10 protein-coding genes and 3 rRNA genes are annotated in these 19,608 nt (G+C 47.3%); 12 read left to right on the plus strand and 1 reads right to left on the minus strand.

All coding sequences use genetic code 11. From position 1 onward, the window contains the following. The first annotated feature begins 5 nt into the window (after positions 1–5). The 9 genes from MKY75_RS11000 (at position 6) to rrf (ending at position 12,262) form a co-directional block, all read left to right on the plus strand. Entirely contained in the window at positions 6–1,466 is a 1,461-nt protein-coding gene (locus MKY75_RS11000) for an efflux RND transporter periplasmic adaptor subunit (RefSeq protein ID WP_029518438.1), read from the plus strand. 6 nt (positions 1,467–1,472) lie between these two features. Beyond that, positions 1,473–2,192, plus strand: a complete 720-nt coding sequence (locus MKY75_RS11005) for an ABC transporter ATP-binding protein (RefSeq protein ID WP_029518437.1) — start codon at positions 1,473–1,475, stop codon at positions 2,190–2,192. Continuing rightward, the gene (locus MKY75_RS11010) at positions 2,189–3,400 is read left to right on the plus strand and encodes an ABC transporter permease (RefSeq protein WP_029518436.1); all 1,212 of its coding nucleotides are present in this window, start codon (positions 2,189–2,191) and stop codon (positions 3,398–3,400) included. The genes MKY75_RS11005 and MKY75_RS11010 overlap by 4 nt, the downstream gene beginning before the upstream one ends. 239 nt (positions 3,401–3,639) lie before the next feature. Beyond that, the gene (locus tag MKY75_RS11015) at positions 3,640–4,254 is read left to right on the plus strand and encodes a helix-turn-helix transcriptional regulator (protein ID WP_238794854.1); all 615 of its coding nucleotides are present in this window, start codon (positions 3,640–3,642) and stop codon (positions 4,252–4,254) included. Between the two features lie 13 nt (positions 4,255–4,267). After that, on the plus strand, positions 4,268–5,071 hold the full coding sequence (locus tag MKY75_RS11020) for a pyruvate, water dikinase regulatory protein (RefSeq protein WP_165150816.1): 804 nt from the start codon (positions 4,268–4,270) through the stop codon (positions 5,069–5,071). A gap of 147 nt (positions 5,072–5,218) precedes the next feature. Next, positions 5,219–6,196, plus strand: a complete 978-nt coding sequence (glpX, locus tag MKY75_RS11025) for a class II fructose-bisphosphatase (protein WP_165150815.1) — start codon at positions 5,219–5,221, stop codon at positions 6,194–6,196. 923 nt (positions 6,197–7,119) lie between these two features. Beyond that, a 16S ribosomal RNA gene (locus MKY75_RS11030) occupies positions 7,120–8,675 on the plus strand. Positions 8,676–9,070: 395 nt separating this feature from the next. Further along, positions 9,071–11,996 (plus strand): 23S ribosomal RNA (locus MKY75_RS11035). Between the two features lie 149 nt (positions 11,997–12,145). Then, positions 12,146–12,262, plus strand: a 5S ribosomal RNA gene (gene rrf / locus MKY75_RS11040). Together the 16S, 23S and 5S rRNA genes form the textbook arrangement of a ribosomal RNA operon. 94 nt (positions 12,263–12,356) lie before the next feature. Here the strand turns inward: rrf and MKY75_RS11045 are convergent. Beyond that, positions 12,357–13,717 (minus strand): IS1182 family transposase gene (locus tag MKY75_RS11045; protein WP_340885258.1). Its coding sequence is split into 2 segments (ribosomal slippage): positions 12,357–13,150 and positions 13,150–13,717, totalling 1,362 coding nucleotides; the frame shifts between segments, so codons are not numbered across the junction. A gap of 1,064 nt (positions 13,718–14,781) precedes the next feature. Here MKY75_RS11045 and MKY75_RS11050 point away from each other — a divergent pair. The 3 genes from MKY75_RS11050 to MKY75_RS11060 all read left to right on the plus strand — a co-directional run bounded on the left by MKY75_RS11050 (position 14,782) and on the right by MKY75_RS11060 (position 19,557). Beyond that, positions 14,782–15,606 carry a thioesterase II family protein gene (locus MKY75_RS11050; protein WP_029517088.1) on the plus strand — a complete coding sequence of 275 codons (825 nt, stop codon included), beginning with the start codon at positions 14,782–14,784 and terminating at the stop codon, positions 15,604–15,606. Between the two features lie 215 nt (positions 15,607–15,821). Continuing rightward, positions 15,822–17,717, plus strand: a complete 1,896-nt coding sequence (locus MKY75_RS11055) for an ABC transporter ATP-binding protein (protein WP_081317618.1) — start codon at positions 15,822–15,824, stop codon at positions 17,715–17,717. Then, the gene (locus tag MKY75_RS11060) at positions 17,692–19,557 is read left to right on the plus strand and encodes an ABC transporter ATP-binding protein (RefSeq protein WP_069012585.1); all 1,866 of its coding nucleotides are present in this window, start codon (positions 17,692–17,694) and stop codon (positions 19,555–19,557) included. The genes MKY75_RS11055 and MKY75_RS11060 overlap by 26 nt, the downstream gene beginning before the upstream one ends. The last annotated feature ends 51 nt before the right edge of the window (positions 19,558–19,608 follow it).

The following is a 19,608-nucleotide window of genomic DNA, read 5'->3' on the forward strand; positions in this document are numbered from 1 at the left end:
CGGCATTGGCAGAAACGGTTTTAAATGACGCTTTAATCAAGTTACGGAGAAAACGGAGAAAAAAGTGGATCTGGACTGCAATTGTTCTACTGGTTGTCGGTGGAGGCGGAGCAGCAGTATACCTAAATTTGCCCAAAGAACAGGCGGCACCGTTGGTTCAGGATGAGAAGCTTAAAGTAGAACGCGGCGATGTGAGCGAGAAGCTGGATACGTCCGGTACCGTACAGGCTTCCAAGGAAGTGAAGTTGAATTTTACAAGCGCAGGCGAAAATAAGCTGGCAGCGGTGAACGTGAAGGCCGGAGACAAAGTGAAGAAAGGACAAGTCCTGGCTCTTCTGGACAGTTCTGAAATTAAAATGCAAATTCAGAGTGCGTCTGATACTTTGGAAATATCTAAAGCCAAGCTGGCTGAATTGGAGAAAGGTCCGAAGGCTGAGGACATTGAAATTCAGAAAACAAATGTACTTCGGGCCAAAATGGCTATCGATACAGCGCAAGAATCATTTGAGCTGGAAGAAGCCGAAAGTCAGAAGAAAACTTCCCAAAAGCAGTTGGAACAGGCGCGAAAGGCATATGAAGACCAAAAGTTTTTACATGATGCCGGGGCGGTGTCCAACAGTGAATTGGAGCAGGCAGAGCAAGCACTGGATAAAGCACAGACGGACTATGATGGTCTGGATCTGCAGTTCCGCAAAATCATGTCACAAAAACGTCGCACCATTTCAGAGGCTGAAATCGGATATCGTACGGCAATGGCAGAGCTTCGCAAAATTCAGGTTCCGGCTGATGCATCCAATATTCAAGCCTCACGGATAGAGGTTCGAAGACAGGCGACGGAACTGGAGCAGAAGAAAAATGAATTGAACAAGCTTCAGGTTACAGCACCTTGGGACGGGGTAATCTTGAAGGTGAACGGGGATGTAGGGACCAGTCCGACAGCTCCATTCATTGTCATGAATAACTCGGATTCCAACGACCTTAAGGTGGTTGTGAAGGTAAGTCAGACCGACATTGTCAAAGTAAAGAAGGGTCTTTCAGCCGTGTTGACTACCAATGCCTATCCGGGTGAATCATTTCCAGGGAAGGTGCAATTCGTGTCACCGGAAGCCTCTACGGATGAAGGGATGACGACGTATCTGATGGAACTGTCTGTTCATGACCCGAAAGGCAAGCTCAAAACGGGCATGATTATGAATGTGGCCGTTATTTTGGGAGTACACAAAAATGTACTGTTCGTACCTGCGACTGCGCTGAGATCCGAAGGGGGACAGGATGGCGTGTATGTTTCCGCTAATAATGCTGCAAATCCAGGGGCGCGCACTTTCAAGCCCGTAGAACTCGGATTTTATACGCCAGATCGAGTCGAACTCAAGTCAGGTGTAAAGGAGGGTGACACGCTTATTGTGCCTGCTCCTGAACCTCCGCCGGACCCTTCCGCTATGGGCGGCATGCAGGGAGGCTTTTAAACGGGTATGAGATACGTCATTCAGATTGAGGATTTGAAAAAAGTGTACCATGTCGGAGATCAGGAAATTCATGCTCTGCGTGAGGTTCAACTTGATATTGCTGACGGTGATTTTGTTGCGATTATGGGACCGTCTGGATCAGGCAAGTCCACGATGATGAATGTTATCGGCTGTCTGGATTTACCTACGTCAGGACAATTTTATTTGGACGGCTATTCGATCTTAGATGCCCGTGAGGATGAACTGGCTATTATACGTAATCAGAAAATCGGATTTGTATTTCAAAAATTTCATTTGCTCCCGCGATCAACGGCTCTGGAGAATGTGGAACTGCCTATGATTTATGCAGGTATTCCTGTCAAGGAGCGTCGTTTGCGGGCAATGGAAGCCCTCACTAGCGTAGGTCTAGGCGATCGGATGAACAATAGGCCGAACGAATTGTCAGGCGGTCAGCAGCAGCGGGTATCCATTGCCCGCGCACTTGTGAACAATCCGGTCATTCTCTTGGCGGATGAACCTACAGGCGCATTGGACTCCAAAACAAGTGTTGAAATAATGGGGATTTTTCAGCGTCTGAATGATCAGGGGAAAACGGTTGTATTGGTTACTCATGATCAAGAGGTTGCGGAATACGCCAAGCGTCTGATTCATTTTCGAGATGGGCGGATTGAAGAGGATCAGCCTGTTGGGAAACGAAGAATGGCGGCAGAGGAAGTGAAGGCATGAAGTTTAAGGAAATTATCCGTGTATCACTCAACAGTTTGCGAACCAATATGCTGCGATCTTTGCTGACCATGGTGGGCATTATTATCGGAGTGGCCGCTGTGATTATGATTGTAGCCATCGGTAAAGGATCAACGGCTACGATTACATCTCAGATCAACAGTATGGGAAATAATCTGCTGATGATCTATCCTTATGCTCCATATGATGGCTCTAGTTCCATGTCGTTCAATCAGACGAAAGGAATATCTCTAAAAGATATCGATGCGCTAGAGCAGCAAAAAGCAGTAGCAGAGGTAGCACCAAGTGCTATGACCAATGCAGATATTACGTGGAGTCGCAATAAGGTCAGCGGACAAATTGAGGGGACTTCACTGGCATTCGTTCATGTGAGAAAGCTGTCACTAGCTCAAGGCAGGTCGTTTACCCACTATGAAGTGGATAAACAAATGAATGTGGCCGTGCTTGGGAGTGATGCGGCCCGTAATATTTTTGGTCCGGATGCCTCCAGAGCGGTCGGTGAGACGATCATGATCAAACAGCTTCCTTTTAAGGTGGTCGGTGTGCTGGCAAATTCCAATTCCAATATGAGTAACAGCGGTCAGCAGGTATATGTACCGATTACAACGGGGATGGAACGGCTAGGCAATATGAGTATTCAGCAGGTGAACGCCTCTGCAACATCAGAGGAGAAGATTGATCAGGCAAGTGCAGAAATTCGGCAGGTGCTTCGTGTCAGACATGAGCTAAAGCCATCAGAGGGCGATGACTTTCAGATCATGACCCAGACGGAAATCTTAAAAACAGTGTCCGGGGTTGATCGGATTATGAATATGCTGCTGGCCGGTGTAGCTGCAATTGCGCTTGGCGTTGGAGGTGTCGGCATTATGAATATTATGCTGGTGTCCGTCACGGAACGTACGAGGGAGATCGGGATTCGTAAAGCGATTGGTGCGCAACGTAGTGATATTATGCTGCAGTTTGTGGCTGAGGCTGTTTTTCTCAGTCTGATGGGTGGACTAGTTGGCGTAATGGTGGGTCTCGGAGGTGCAAAACTGCTTGAGAAATTCGTCCAAATGCCGATTGTGTATTCGATAGAGCCCGTGCTTTACTCTTTTCTGTGCTGTATGGCAGTCGGAGTGTTGTTCGGAGTATATCCGGCGCGGAAGGCGTCTAAGCTGCGTCCAATTGATGCTTTAAGATACGAATAAGAGAGCGGGTACTTCGCCTTACTCGAAAGAGCAGGGTGTAAAGTGCCCGTTTTTTTGTGTTGAATAAGTGTTTTAAATGATAAAAAGACATGAATAACCACTTTAATTTTATATATGTGATGTTTTATATGCTTTTTAAGGTTGATTTATTGTTATATATGACGTATTATATTCAATATTAGATCGCAAGAAAAAAAGGAGGGACGTTCATCATCGACCTTACGGCAAGACAAGTAGAAATTTTAAACATCGTACAAAAGCATGCCCCAATTACCGGGGATCAGATTGCGGAAATGCTTAATCTCAGTAAGGCGACCATTCGGACCGACCTATCCAAATTGGGTATTCTGAATTACATAGATGCAAAGCCCAAGGTCGGATATTTTGTTGGAAAGCGGGGCACGCCGAACCGGGAGGAAAAATTCCGGCTATTGCAAATGAAGGTGGGCGATCTTCACGGGGTTCCAGTCATCGTACGTGAAACAACAACGATTCAGGAAGCTGTTGTAGCTCTCTTTTTGGAAAATGTGAGCAATTTGATCGTTACCGATGAAGACGGAGATTTGGCAGGGGTAGCTTCCCGCAAGGATTTACTTAAGGTAACGTTAGGGAATCCCAATGCAGCAACCATTCCTGTCAGCCTAGTGATGACCCGACAGGCGAATGTTGTCACCGTTTCCCCAGAGGATACGGTATTAGAGGCAGCGCGCAAAATTATTGCCCGTCAAATCGACAGTCTGCCTGTCGTCGTCCCTTCCGACTCCGACAAGCAAGGAGAGCACTGGAAAGTCGTGGGACGTATTACAAAAACAAATATTATTAAAATGTTGCTCGATATGGTAGCAGAGGATTAATGGGAGGAATCGAATGGTTCAGGCGAGCAGTCATTTTATAGCGATCTGTTCAGACTCGATTGGCGAGACGGCAGAAGCTGTCGTACAGGCGACCATGCGCCAGTTTGAGTTACCGGACACAGAGATCAAAAGATTTATGAACGTGAGGGATGAAGACGAACTGAGCCGGGTGATGGAGGAAGTTGCCGAGCGTAGAGGCTTTGTAGCTTATACGCTGGTACAGCCGGAATTGAGAGAGGCGATGAAAGAAGAGGCTGTCCGGCTGAATGTGCGGGCTGTCGACATTATGGGACCAATGATGCAGGCGTTTGCCGATACGTTCCATAACGATCCCAAAGAGAAGCCTGGTCTGCTGCACCGACTGGACGACAACTATTTTCGGCGTGTAGAGGCCTTGGATTTTGCGGTTCAATACGATGATGGCAAAGATGTGAGCGCCATTCTCAAAGCGGATATTGTATTGCTTGGAGTATCCCGTATTTCCAAAACCCCTTTATCCATGTTTCTCGCGCATAAAGGTTATAAAACGGTCAACATACCGGTTGTACCGGAGCTGACACCGCCTGTTCAGTTAAAGGATGTTCAGCATGGTCGAGTGTTCGGATTAACGATCGAGCCAGAGTTACTGTTGAAAATACGCAGTGAGCGACTAAAGGTTATGGGGCTTCCTAATAATGTGCAGTATGCTACAGCGACGAGAGTGGAAGAGGAAATAGCGTATGCGCAGTCTTTGTTTAAAGAGCTGAATTGTCCGGTTATTGATGTTACAGATAAGGCGATTGAAGAGACGGCAGGTTTAATTATCAGAATGTTATAGAGCCTAGTAGCTGCTCATATAACTAAAAATTAAAAACGTAGGATACAGGAGTTTAATAGATAAATAGAAAGATTGCAGCAAAGCTGCCCTAAATATATTCATTTGCTTAAGGGTAATAATTATTTTAGGAGAGGTGGAGGGATAGGTATGGAGAGTCAAATGGCATTGGAATTCGTTCGGGTAACAGAGGCAGCGGCACTGCAATCAGCACAATGGACAGGGCGTGGAGATAAGAATAGCGCAGACGAGGCGGCTACGGTAGCCATCCGCACTCATTTTAATGCGGTATCCATGGACGGCACGGTCGTCATTGGCGAAGGCGAAATGGATGAGGCTCCCATGCTGTATATCGGGGAAAGAGTAGGCAATCGCAGAGGACCGGCTATGGACATCGCTGTCGATCCACTGGAAGGAACCGAAACGGTGGCAAATGGTTTGAATAACGCTCTGTCGGTCATTGCTGCTGCACCTCGTGGTAGTCTACTCCACGCTCCGGATATGTACATGCAAAAAATGGCCGTTGGCCCGGCGCTGGCTGGAAAGCTGTCACTTGAGGACCCAATCCCGACCACATTGTCAAAAGCTGCACGAGCACTCGGTAAATCCTTGTCTGATCTTACCGTGTCCATTCTGGATCGTACACGGCACGCCGGGATTATCAAGCTTCTGCGGGAAAGCGGAGTTCGTATCAAATTGCTAGGCCATGGGGATGTGATGGGCGCGATTGAAACATGCCTGGATAGCGGTGTAGACTTGCATATCGGTTCTGGTGGCGCTCCTGAGGGTGTATTGGCCGCTGCAGCGCTGAAATGCATGGGCGGAGAAATACAGGGCCGTTTGTTGCCTCATGGTGAAGAAGAGATTGAGCGTTGCAAACGTATGGGCATTACTGATCCTGGCGCGTTGCTATCTATGGATGATATGGTCGGACGGCAAGGCGTGATGTTTGTGGCTACAGGTGTAACACCTGGAGAGTGGTTGCAGGGGGTTCGTTCTCTTCCCGGCCACAGAGCGGAAACTCATTCAGTCGTAATGCACTCGGATACAAAAACGATTCGCTTCGTGCGGAGTATCCATCATACAGCTGATTCTTCCGGTACGCTTGCGGTAGCGGCATCTTCTTGAACATTGAAGTCATGGCTTATAGTTCAATAAAACAGCGGTATCTAGGACTTATCCAAGGATACCGCTGTTTTTCATATTTTAGGGTCAATCTAACTGTCATAGAACAGATGAAGTTATCAACTCCATGGAATAAGAATCGAGTATACCTCACTTTTATTGAGTGACGTAAACATAATTATCTTTGTCATGCATCTCTCTTTAGTCTACTTCGTAATTTCTTAACCCTCTAAATGATCTACTAAATGTATATCCAACAATATACGTCTATCTGATTATTGTTTAAGGTATGAAGTACCTTGGCCCTAAAAGTTTGATAAATTTCTCTGCTAGAATAGATCAGCCTTCGAAATCATCCGAGAACTAATTTGGAAAAGCAAATCCTTATGTAAAATTAGAATAACACATTTAAGTAATACTTCTGTCTATTGGGATTATGAATTACTTTGGTCTAATATCTATAGTTATCTATCAAAAGGAATTAATTGCAAGTAGAATTAATTTGGTATACGTGTTAAATTACTAGTCCAGCCAATAAAACAAGATCAAAGATTTTTAATAAGTTTGAACAAGCTGGGAACTTTTACAGATAGACTTAATTGCTTTAAATTGATATATTGTTAGTCTAGCCCGAAAATGATTATTCAATAATATGGGGTGGATGACTCGCCTGGAATTATTTACAGGTTGATTGAATTAGTTGAAAATGTTATATTATTGTTCTGGCTCAAACGAAGCCGAATGATAATTTGATCTTTGAAAACTGAACAACGAGTGAGTACGGATTTTGTTCACAAAATCCAACGCTGAAATTTTGGTACATGCCTTCCAGGCTGTATAAAATGGAAGCAAACAAGAGATATTTTTTATCTCGTCAGTTTCAAAATGAGCATATCGCTCTTTCTATAACCAACTTCGGTTGGTCTTTAATGGAGAGTTTGATCCTGGCTCAGGACGAACGCTGGCGGCGTGCCTAATACATGCAAGTCGAGCGGGGTTATTTAGAAGCTTGCTTCTACACAACCTAGCGGCGGACGGGTGAGTAACACGTAGGCAACCTGCCCACAAGACAGGGATAACTACCGGAAACGGTAGCTAATACCCGATACATCCTTTTCCTGCATGGGCGAAGGAGGAAAGACGGAGCAATCTGTCACTTGTGGATGGGCCTGCGGCGCATTAGCTAGTTGGTGGGGTAATGGCCTACCAAGGCGACGATGCGTAGCCGACCTGAGAGGGTGATCGGCCACACTGGGACTGAGACACGGCCCAGACTCCTACGGGAGGCAGCAGTAGGGAATCTTCCGCAATGGGCGAAAGCCTGACGGAGCAACGCCGCGTGAGTGATGAAGGTTTTCGGATCGTAAAGCTCTGTTGCCAGGGAAGAACGTCTTGTAGAGTAACTGCTACAAGAGTGACGGTACCTGAGAAGAAAGCCCCGGCTAACTACGTGCCAGCAGCCGCGGTAATACGTAGGGGGCAAGCGTTGTCCGGAATTATTGGGCGTAAAGCGCGCGCAGGCGGCTCTTTAAGTCTGGTGTTTAATCCCGAGGCTCAACTTCGGGTCGCACTGGAAACTGGGGAGCTTGAGTGCAGAAGAGGAGAGTGGAATTCCACGTGTAGCGGTGAAATGCGTAGAGATGTGGAGGAACACCAGTGGCGAAGGCGACTCTCTGGGCTGTAACTGACGCTGAGGCGCGAAAGCGTGGGGAGCAAACAGGATTAGATACCCTGGTAGTCCACGCCGTAAACGATGAATGCTAGGTGTTAGGGGTTTCGATACCCTTGGTGCCGAAGTTAACACATTAAGCATTCCGCCTGGGGAGTACGGTCGCAAGACTGAAACTCAAAGGAATTGACGGGGACCCGCACAAGCAGTGGAGTATGTGGTTTAATTCGAAGCAACGCGAAGAACCTTACCAGGTCTTGACATCCCTCTGACCGCTGTAGAGATATGGCTTTCCTTCGGGACAGAGGAGACAGGTGGTGCATGGTTGTCGTCAGCTCGTGTCGTGAGATGTTGGGTTAAGTCCCGCAACGAGCGCAACCCTTATGCTTAGTTGCCAGCAGGTCAAGCTGGGCACTCTAAGCAGACTGCCGGTGACAAACCGGAGGAAGGTGGGGATGACGTCAAATCATCATGCCCCTTATGACCTGGGCTACACACGTACTACAATGGCCGGTACAACGGGAAGCGAAATCGCGAGGTGGAGCCAATCCTAGAAAAGCCGGTCTCAGTTCGGATTGTAGGCTGCAACTCGCCTACATGAAGTCGGAATTGCTAGTAATCGCGGATCAGCATGCCGCGGTGAATACGTTCCCGGGTCTTGTACACACCGCCCGTCACACCACGAGAGTTTACAACACCCGAAGTCGGTGGGGTAACCCGCAAGGGAGCCAGCCGCCGAAGGTGGGGTAGATGATTGGGGTGAAGTCGTAACAAGGTAGCCGTATCGGAAGGTGCGGCTGGATCACCTCCTTTCTATGGAGAATCGTTTCCTGCGATGGAAACATTCAAATTAGCAGGTATAACGTACCTGCGACCGGATATTCAATTCGGTTCATCACATTCGTGTGAATGAAATGAATATCCTGAACTTACTCACTCGTTGCTCAGTTTTGAGAGTTCAAACTCTCAAGCTTCGACGAATACTTCATTCACACGTTCGTGTGGAACCGAAATATTCATCGGGTTTCGCTTCGATGAAGCGAATTGCACCTTGAAAACTGGATACCGAAACGAAATTGCGTTTTAGAATATTCCTTTAAGCTGATCTTGTGTAAACAAGTGAAATAAAGGTAGCTGCCTTGAATTTCATTCACACGTAAGTGTTGAACCGAAATTCAAAGCAAATCGTATTTACGATGTAAATACTAGGTTAAGCTACAAAGAGCACACGGAGGATGCCTAGGCGCCAGGAGCCGACGAAGGACGTGGCGAACAACGATAAGGCCTCGGGGAGCTGTAAGCAAGCTTTGATCCGGGGATGTCCGAATGGGGAAACCCGGCTGTCTTCATCGACAGTCACTACTCACTGAATTCATAGGTGAGTGAGAGGCAGACCAGGGGAACTGAAACATCTAAGTACCCTGAGGAAGAGAAAACAATAGTGATTCCGTCAGTAGCGGCGAGCGAACGCGGATTAGCCCAAACCAAGGAGCTTGCTCCTTGGGGTTGTGGGACGTCTCACATGGAGTTACAAAGGAACCAGTTAGATGAAGAGGTTTGGAAAGGCCCGCCAGAGAAGGTAAAAGCCCTGTAGTTCAAAACTTGTTCTCTCCGAGACGGATCCCGAGTAGTGCGGGGCACGTGAAACCCCGTATGAATCCGGCAGGACCATCTGCCAAGGCTAAATACTCCCTGGCGACCGATAGTGAAGCAGTACCGTGAGGGAAAGGTGAAAAGCACCCCGGAAGGGGAGTGAAATAGATCCTGAAACCGTGTGCTTACAAGAAGTCAGAGCCCTATTTATGGGTGATGGCGTGCCTTTTGTAGAATGAACCGGCGAGTTACGTTCCCGTGCAAGGTTAAGGTGAAGAGCTGAAGCCGCAGCGAAAGCGAGTCTGAATAGGGCGAATGAGTACGTGGACGTAGACCCGAAACCGGGTGATCTACCCCTGTCCAGGGTGAAGGTGCGGTAACACGCACTGGAGGCCCGAACCCACGCATGTTGAAAAATGCGGGGATGAGGTGGGGGTAGCGGAGAAATTCCAATCGAACCCGGAGATAGCTGGTTCTCCCCGAAATAGCTTTAGGGCTAGCCTCGGAAAATAGAATCGTGGAGGTAGAGCACTGATTGGGTGCGGGGCCCGCAAGGGTTACCAAGCTCAGTCAAACTCCGAATGCCATAGATTTAGTTCCGGGAGTCAGACAGTGAGTGCTAAGATCCATTGTCGAAAGGGAAACAGCCCAGACCATCAGCTAAGGTCCCCAAGTGTGTGTTAAGTGGGAAAGGATGTGGAGTTGCACAGACAACCAGGATGTTGGCTTAGAAGCAGCCACCATTGAAAGAGTGCGTAATAGCTCACTGGTCGAGTGACTCTGCGCCGAAAATGTAACGGGGCTAAACACACCACCGAAGCTATGGCTTGATGCTTGCATCAGGGGTAGGGGAGCGTTGAATGCGGGTTGAAGGTGTACCGTAAGGAGCGCTGGACTGCATTCAAGTGAGAATGCCGGTATGAGTAACGAAAAGATCTGTGAGAATCAGATCCGCCGAAAGCCTAAGGGTTCCTGAGGAAGGTTCGTCCGCTCAGGGTAAGTCGGGACCTAAGGCGAGGCCGATAGGCGTAGTCGAAGGACAACAGGTCGAAATTCCTGTACCACCGTAATCCGTTATGAGCAATGGGGTGACGCAGTAGGGTAGTGACGCGGACGGATGGATGTCCGTCTAAGCAGTGAGGCTGATGTGTAGGCAAATCCGCACATCGTTAAGGCTGGGCTGTGATGGGGAGCGAAAATTGTAGTAGCGAAGGTCATGATCTCAGACTGCCAAGAAAAGCCTCTAGCCAGGAGAAGGTGCCCGTACCGCAAACCGACACAGGTAGGCGAGAAGAGAATTCTAAGGCGCGCGGAAGAACTCTCGTTAAGGAACTCGGCAAAATGACCCCGTAACTTCGGGAGAAGGGGTGCCTCGGTAGGGTGAATAGCCCGAGGGGGCCGCAGTGAAAAGGCCCAAGCGACTGTTTAGCAAAAACACAGGTCTGTGCGAAGCCGCAAGGCGAAGTATACGGGCTGACGCCTGCCCGGTGCTGGAAGGTTAAGGGGAGTGGTAAGCCTTCGGGCGAAGCTATGAACCGAAGCCCCAGTAAACGGCGGCCGTAACTATAACGGTCCTAAGGTAGCGAAATTCCTTGTCAGGTAAATTCTGACCCGCACGAATGGCGTAACGACTTGGGCGCTGTCTCAACGAGAGATCCGGTGAAATTTTAATACCTGTGAAGATGCAGGTTACCCGCGACAAGACGGAAAGACCCCATGGAGCTTTACTGCAGCTTGATATTGAATTTGGGTACGATCTGTACAGGATAGGTGGGAGCCGTAGAACTTTGAGCGCCAGCTTGAAGGGAGGCATCCTTGGGATACCACCCTGATCGTATCTAGGTTCTAACTTGGTACCGTGAACCGGTGCGAGGACAGTGTCAGGTGGGCAGTTTGACTGGGGCGGTCGCCTCCTAAAGAGTAACGGAGGCGCCCCAAGGTTCCCTCAGAATGGTTGGAAATCATTCGAAGAGTGCAAAGGCAGAAGGGAGCTTGACTGCGAGACCTACAAGTCGAGCAGGGACGAAAGTCGGGCTTAGTGATCCGGTGGTACCGCATGGAAGGGCCATCGCTCAACGGATAAAAGCTACCCTGGGGATAACAGGCTTATCTCCCCCAAGAGTCCACATCGACGGGGAGGTTTGGCACCTCGATGTCGGCTCATCGCATCCTGGGGCTGAAGTAGGTCCCAAGGGTTGGGCTGTTCGCCCATTAAAGCGGTACGCGAGCTGGGTTCAGAACGTCGTGAGACAGTTCGGTCCCTATCTGTCGTGGGCGTAGGAAATTTGAGAGGAGCTGTCCTTAGTACGAGAGGACCGGGATGGACGTACCGCTGGTGTACCAGTTGTTCCGCCAGGAGCACCGCTGGGTAGCTATGTACGGAAGGGATAAGCGCTGAAAGCATCTAAGCGTGAAGCCCCCCTCAAGATGAGATTTCCCAGTATGTAAGACCCCTTGAAGACGACGAGGTAGATAGGTTGGGGGTGGAAGTGCAGTAATGCATGGAGCTGACCAATACTAATCGGTCGAGGGCTTATCCTAAAATAAAACGCAAATGAGTTTCGGATCCAGTTTTCAGGGTGTAACCTTGAAGGTATGTAGAAATACATACGAAATACGCATTGAAATTCATTCACACAGCTGTGATGAACCGAGTTTCAATACGGTAGAATTTGCATAGAAAATTCATGTTTGGTGGCGATAGCGGAGGGGTTCCACACGTACCCATCCCGAACACGACCGTTAAGCCCTCCAGCGCCGATGGTACTTGGACCGCAGGGTCCTGGGAGAGTAGGACGTCGCCAAGCACGATAAAAGCAGATTGTCGAGAAACCCCGTCATTTTGAGACGTGGGTTTCTTTTTTACATCATAATGCTCTGGTCTCTGGAGAAGCAGGGGGGTTACCCCTGTTTCTCCAGGCGATCTAGGTGGATCGCCATCTTCTTCATGTTCTGCACGGCTGCCGTCATAAGGGCTTGTTCCCTGACGTTTGGAAGACCGCGCAAACGGCAATAGCGAAACCCATGGAGCTCTTTGGCATCCGCGAAGCTTCGCTCAATCGTCTCTTTTCGTTTGCGGTACAGCTTTTTACCAGATGGGCTCAGCCGGTTGCTCCGTACCCACTCTTTGCTGTCTTCCCAGACATGCCGAGTCACCACTTTGCGGTGGTTTCGAGACTGGGTACACTGACTTAGCAGTGGGCAATGCTGGCACTGAGCTGGGTCAGAGGCATACTGCCGGTATCCCTTACGGTCCGTCGTTCGGTAGGGCAGTTCCTGTTGGGCTGGGCATCTATACGCATTGCGTTTGGCATCGTATTCAAACTTCCATTTCGGAAACAGTCCTTGTCTGGGATGGAATCTTCGGTGAGCAATCACGGCAAAAATCTTTCGGTTCTGCAAACCTCGGCAAATCGGCGTTGTTAAATAACCTGAATCTAGTGCAACAGCTTCTACTTGAAAACCAAAACGTTCTCTTTGGCGATCCAAACGGGACAAATAGGGGACAGAATCATGTACATTCCCTGGTGTCACATGCACGTCCGTAATCAGATTGTACTTCATATCCACCGTGCGGTGGTCCAGATAGAAGAAGCCTTCGGGCTTGCCATCACGGATCATATAGCCGCTGTCCGGGTCTGTTTTGCTCACTTTAATTTCTTTTTCTTCGTTCACTTCCTCTCGGGATTTTAAGGCTTTTTTCCGTGGTTTCTCCGGTCATCCTTCACCGCTTCGTTCAGCTCGTCCATATAGTCTTTAGTATTCTGCAACACTTGTTCTTTGGTGTACTGGTGCCTGTTAGCATTGGCTTTGACGTGTGTGGAATCGGTGACGAGAACACGCCCACCCACCATTCGGTGAGAGATCGCCTGCAGCACAATTTCATCGAAGATATCTTGAAAGATCGTGGTGTCTTTAAAGCGAGTACGACGATTCCAGCTAATCGTCGTATGGTCCGGAACTTTATCCGTTAAGCCCAACCTCAGAAACCAACGATAAGCTAGGTTCGTCTGAATTTCTCGCTCGAGTTGCCGTTCTGAGCGAATGCCATAGAAATAACCGAGAAAGATCATTTTAAACAATACGGTAGGATCAATGGCAGGACGCCCGTTGTCTGCACAATACAGTGGCCGAACTTTATCATCGATAAACGAAAAATCGATATACTTATCTACTCTGCGGAGCAAGTGATCTTGAGGAACCAGATCTTCGATGGAAACAAATTCGTAGGATTGTTGTTTTTCGCGGTTGGAACGTAGCATATCAACACCATCCCTTCTACAATAGTTACCTATATTATACAACATTAACGCGGTGTCGTCTTAAACAAAATTAACATAAAATAGGCTGTCGAGACTTTCTCGACAGCCTGAGAGCACAGCCTTAATGGGCTGTGCTCTTTTTGTATACCATAAGGCTTTCGCATTTTGGAAATTATATATACATGAACCCATACATATACTCCATTCCACTAAATTAATAAGATTGGGGGATAACTACAATAAAGCTTACAACACTCTGCATATCGACCGATAGTGAAGTCAAACATAATGAAATTTATAAAGCAGCAAGTCTCCAACAACGGGGAGCCTTGCTGTTTGCCGTTACTGTTCTTTGAGAGGGTGAAAGATTAAAAGTAAGGCTATAAATTTCTAGAGAATAGGTACTTTTGAAGCGAGATAGAAACGTTTTTATTAGAGTTTGAAAAGAAAATTCATAGATTTAGGAGAGAAAAATTCAATTCGAACTGGATTTTTTAGACGAAGAGTCAGAAAAAAATATGAAAAAAATGGTCCTTTATGACTATGGAATAACAATATTTATTACAAAAATAAAGAGTTATTAATTTTGTCTTATGTGAGCTTGATACAAATCCAATCCAATATTTAGGTGATTGAAGAGAGCTGCGGAAAAAGTCGGAATTTGTCGGATGATATCAGGTTGAATTTGTTACATTTATGTTAATGGCAAGTAAAGATAAAATTGTTGTAGGATAAGGGGTTGGGACCTCAATGTAAATCAAAATGAGTTCAGTTTTACAAAATTCGTGAAAACCTGAAATCTTGTTTTAAACTAAATTAACAGATCATGATTGACAGATAACTCATACAAAAAGTGAAATTGTTGCTTTTGAAGTTTGGAAACAAATAACATAATATGGATTTTATTTTATTTTTATGAGCTCTATCAATTTAGCCCTTTTGTCCCATGCCAAGTGGTTTTAAAGTTTGTATATTTAAAAACAGTTAGAAAGTGTTGGAAGAAAAAAAGAGATATAAGGATTTACTGTAAAATTATGAACTGCATAGAGGATGGAGGAATTCTTATGACAACTCGATCACAATCTTGGTTCGCGAAAACAGAGGTCCAACCGACTACGAAGCTCCAACTATTTTGCTTTCCCTACGCCGGTGGTGGTGCTTATATATTTAACTCTTGGAAGTCCAGGTTTGCGCCTGACATTACCGTGTTGCCTATACAACTTCCAGGACGTGAAAGCCGCTCAACAGAAGCTCCAATGGATACTCTTCAAGACATCGTTCAATCGTTGGTTCCAGCTATGGCTCCATACATACATAAGCCGTTCGCTTTTTTTGGACACAGTATGGGGGCACTGATTGCATTTGAAACAGCACGGCAATTGTACAGCAAAACTGGAAAGCTACCTGAGCATATCATCATATCCGGTAAATCCGCACCACATATTCCATATTCCAAAAAACGACTCCATGATTTAGCAGACGATTCTTTCACCGAAGAGCTTCGTTTGATGCAGGGAACACCTGAAGAGGTGCTGCAAAATGCAGAATTGATGCAAATTATTATGCCTCGTCTGCGTGCAGATTTTAAGGTATGTGAAACTTATGTTTATCAGCCGGGAAATCCATTGATATGTCCGATGACTGTTTTAGGCGGAATGAAGGATTTTGAGGTTAGCACAGATTCACTCCATGCCTGGCAACAGCATACGACATCACCTATGGATGTTCGAATGTTCGAAGGTAATCACTTTTTCATCCATGAACAAGAACAAGAGGTTATGAGCACAGTCGAGAACATTCTTTCTACATCCTCGCCGATGGCCCACGCGGCGGGAGCTCATACAGCTTACAACACAAGCACCCTACAACCACGATTCAGACAGAGTTAAATGTCCCACACATCACGATACACTTCGTTATTACCATCTCAGCAACAATCAGCAACCAACCCACACCAAGATGCAAATTCCAGCATAGTTCAAAATCGCATTTTATTCTGTACGGATACTCATGCATCCAAACCCAGAGTTTATCTCAACGACGTCCACAGCCAATATAAAAAGTTCGCACTGAAAAAGTGTGGGCAGCGAAAAGAGGGATGCCCTTGTTTCGATTAAATTCTGCTTTTCGGAGACTCGCACGTTATGTAAGGCCGTATAATCTATGGGTTTTCATAACGGTGATCACCTCCTTGTGTTTGGCAGCTATTGACATTATTTTGGGTAAGGCCATTGAGCAAATGGCACAGGGGACATTCTCCTCTACCCAGAACATGATCTATCTGGTTGTTGGTATGACGCTAATTGGAATGCCCTGTAAGTTTGTGATGAGGTACGCTTCAGCGCGATTTAGTGTTAGTGCTCTGCGCGACTTGAGAGGCGATCTCGTACATAAGTTTTGCGATTTACCGGTTTCCAGCGTGGAAAGGAAATTTACCGGAGATTTGGTATCCCGTCTAACCAATAATACGGCAGTATTACAGAACTTTTTTATCCAGCAGTTTGCCAATCTGTTCTATTTACCGCTCGTGTTTACGGCATCACTCATATTGCTTTTACTGACAAGCTGGAAACTGATATTGGCAAGTCTTGCGCTCATGCCAATAGGAATGATCATAACATCACTAATGAGCAAGCCAATTGAAAAATACTCCGCGGATCTTCAGGAGAAAATTGCTCATTTGAACGCTGTGGGGCAAGATGCAATCGGAGGAATCCCTATCGTCAAGGCATTCAATATGCAAGCTGTGCTGTTGAAGAAGTATATGGTGATTATGGAGGAGGTCGTCAAGCGCGGCTTACGGCTAGAAAAGCGCTATGCAGCCATTACTCCGGTAGGTGTGATGATGCTAGCAACACCGATTATTTTGGTCATTGTATACGGAGGATACCTGATACAACATGGAGAGTTGAATGCTGGAGGCATTGTACTTTTTTTATACCTGATTTCGTTCATATTGCAGCCGATTGCCATGCTGCCGACGATCATTTCGCAAATGAAGGAAGCGGGTGGAGCCGCAAAGCATTTGTTTGAGGTGCTGGATTGGCAGAATGAACGTCAGGACGGCGAAATGACCTTGGTAGATCAGAAGCGAGAGAATAGGGCGCCTCATTTGAAAGACGATGCAGATGGGGAAGCCAACCGAATGAGTGAAGGCGGAGCAGAAAGTGATGATGACGTTGATAGTGTTGCTGTAGTCAGCTTTGAGCATTTGACCTTTGGCTACGATGAAGGGAACACAGTGCTGAAGGATATCAGCTTCCAGGCAGGGCAAGGGGATATGGTCGCGATTGTCGGTGCCAGCGGTGGGGGTAAAAGCACGATTTTCAAGCTGCTTTGCGGATTTAATGAACCTGGAGAGCATGCTGGAACCATTCAACTATTTGGAAAGAGTTTGACAGATTGGAATTTAACAAGCCTGCGCAGTCATATTTCGATGGTATCTCAGGAGCCGTCGCTTTTTCCGGCCACCATTGCAGAAAATATCGGATATGGACGTTTGGAGGCGACTCGAGAAGAAATTGTCGAGGCGGCGAAAGCGGCACATGCGCATGATTTTATTGTTCAACTTCCCGAGGGCTATGAAACCCTGTTGAGCGAGCGGGGAGGCGGATTGTCTGGCGGTCAAAAACAGCGTATTTCCATAGCAAGAGCATTATTGAAAAATGCTCCGCTACTTCTATTGGACGAGCCGACTTCAGCACTCGATAGTCAGTCGGAGGCTCAGGTGCAGAATGCGATGAATGCGGTAATGCAAAACCGGACGGTACTGGTCATTGCTCATCGACTGTCAACCGTACGTCAGGCGAACCGCATTATTGTACTCGATCAGGGGAGCATTGTGGAATCGGGTTCTCATGAGGAATTACTGGGTCGTGATGGTGTGTACCGAAAGCTGTATTTGAAAAATTTTGAAGAAGAACAGCATACGGCGGAAAACGGTAATTCGTTGCCTGAGGAAAGGGGTGAGCGTCGTGACCTTCAAGCAGGGGTTTTATGAATTTAAGCAGTTGATGTCCCTGATGAAGCCGCACCAAAAATGGTATTTTACCGGGCTGGTTGGCAATAGTCTGACCAATGCCAGCATCACGATTTTACTTTCTTTTGTGGTGCATTATTTGCTGAATTTCGCGGTTAATGGCAATGTACAGGAGCTATACCGAGCGGTCTATTTGGTCAGTGGTACATTTTTGGCATTAAGTCTTATCTCCCCCCTGTGCAGCTATATGTATAAACGGTGTGTAAAGCTGGCGATTGCTGATGTACGAATGAAACTATTTGGCCACATTGTCAAGCTATCGTACGAAAAAGCCGAAAAACACCATTCGGGTGATCTTGTATCCCGTATGACGAACGATGTACAGGCGCTAGAGCAGGCTTACACCGTTCATATTCGCTCGATTATACTGGAAATTTCGCTTTTCTTGGGCTCGTTGGTCATTTTGATGGCTTTGGATTGGCGATTTGGGATTATGGCGGTTGTACTTGGGCTGGCTTCAGCCTGGATAAATGCTCATTTCGCGAAGAAAATGCGAAAGACGAGTGAAGAGTTACAGGGACGGATGAGCAGGTTCACGGAACGATTGAGTGATTTGCTTTCCGGTTTGCAGACGGTGAAGTTGTTTGGGTTGAGGACAAAGGTAGGTGGACTATGTAACGATGCAAGCGAGGACATCAATCGCATCAGCATCCGGCAGGGACGTCATATGGGCTTGCAGGATATGTGCAATTTTGTCATAGAGTTCATTACGCTGGGCGGTGTGCTTGTCGCCGGATTGATTCTGGTATCGCAGAAGCAAATGGAACTGGGAGTATTGGGACAGATTGTACAACTGCAAACCGGTATTTCAACGGTATTTTTGGAGCTAGGGGCGGCTGTAACACTGTTACAAAACTCCTTGGCAGGCTTGGCGCGTATCCGCGAAATTCTGGATGAGTCGAAGGAAGAGGAACAGTTCCCCGCGGCTAAAAAGAAGGGACCGCTGACTAGGCTTAGCGATCCCGAGACGGCAGCTTTATCAGCCCGTGAATCTGGGGAATTCTATGGCGATGTTGAAACCTTAGGTTCAGACCACGCCATTGAACAGACTCCGGCTGCGCTGGAGCTGCACGACATCACCTTTGGCTATCAGCCTGACCATCCAACGCTGCAAAGGTTAAACTTGGTCGTGCCGGAAGGGCAGGTCACTGCACTTGTCGGTCCGAGTGGTGGTGGCAAAAGCACAGTCATGAAGTTGTTGCTGGGATTTTACCCACCGGATGAAGGTGTGCTGCGGGTTCGTGGTCGTTTGGCAGAAGAATTTCCGTTGGATGAGGTCAGGGATTTGATGGCCTATGTACCACAGGAGGCTACGCTGTTCCACGGTACAGTAGCGGATAATATCCGTTTTGGCTCACCGACTGCCACGGATGAGGAAGTGGAGGCTGCAGCCAAAACAGCCTATGCCAGCGGCTTCATAGCCGAGTTGCCAGAGGGGTACGACACGATTGTCGGTGAACGCGGAGCCAATTTGTCCGGCGGTCAAAGACAGCGGATTGCAATTGCCCGTGCTTTGCTCAAAAATGCACCGATTTTGCTATTGGATGAAGCGACCTCGGCTTTGGATGCAGAATCGGAATATGAAGTCCAGCAGGGCTTAAATGAGTTGATGAAGGATCGTACGACATTAGTTATTGCCCATCGATTGTCTACGATTGAACGGGCGGATACGATCTGTGTCCTTGCCGATGGCGAACTGAAAGAGCAAGGTACCCATGATCAGCTCCTTGCCGAGGGCGGCCATTATGCAGAGCTGTATGAGCTTCAATTTCGAAAGCATCCCGAGGAACAAACCGCATGAATATGCGAATTTCCTTTTTACCAAATATCTATTTTGTGAGGAGAGAGACGG

Origin of the sequence: Paenibacillus sp. FSL L8-0663 (assembly GCF_038008125.1) — a bacterium.
Classification (GTDB): domain Bacteria; phylum Bacillota; class Bacilli; order Paenibacillales; family Paenibacillaceae; genus Paenibacillus; species Paenibacillus polymyxa_D.

Bases quoted from the DNA above. Each gene is read 5' to 3' on its own strand.
- MKY75_RS11005 (WP_029518437.1), top strand. From the start codon at position 1,473: ATGAGATACGTCATTCAGATTGAGGATTTGAAAAAAGTGTACCATGTC.
- MKY75_RS11010 (WP_029518436.1), top strand. From the start codon at position 2,189: ATGAAGTTTAAGGAAATTATCCGTGTATCACTCAACAGTTTGCGAACC.
- MKY75_RS11020 (WP_165150816.1), top strand. From the start codon at position 4,268: ATGGTTCAGGCGAGCAGTCATTTTATAGCGATCTGTTCAGACTCGATT.
- glpX (WP_165150815.1), top strand. From the start codon at position 5,219: ATGGAGAGTCAAATGGCATTGGAATTCGTTCGGGTAACAGAGGCAGCG.
- MKY75_RS11050 (WP_029517088.1), top strand. From the start codon at position 14,782: ATGACAACTCGATCACAATCTTGGTTCGCGAAAACAGAGGTCCAACCG.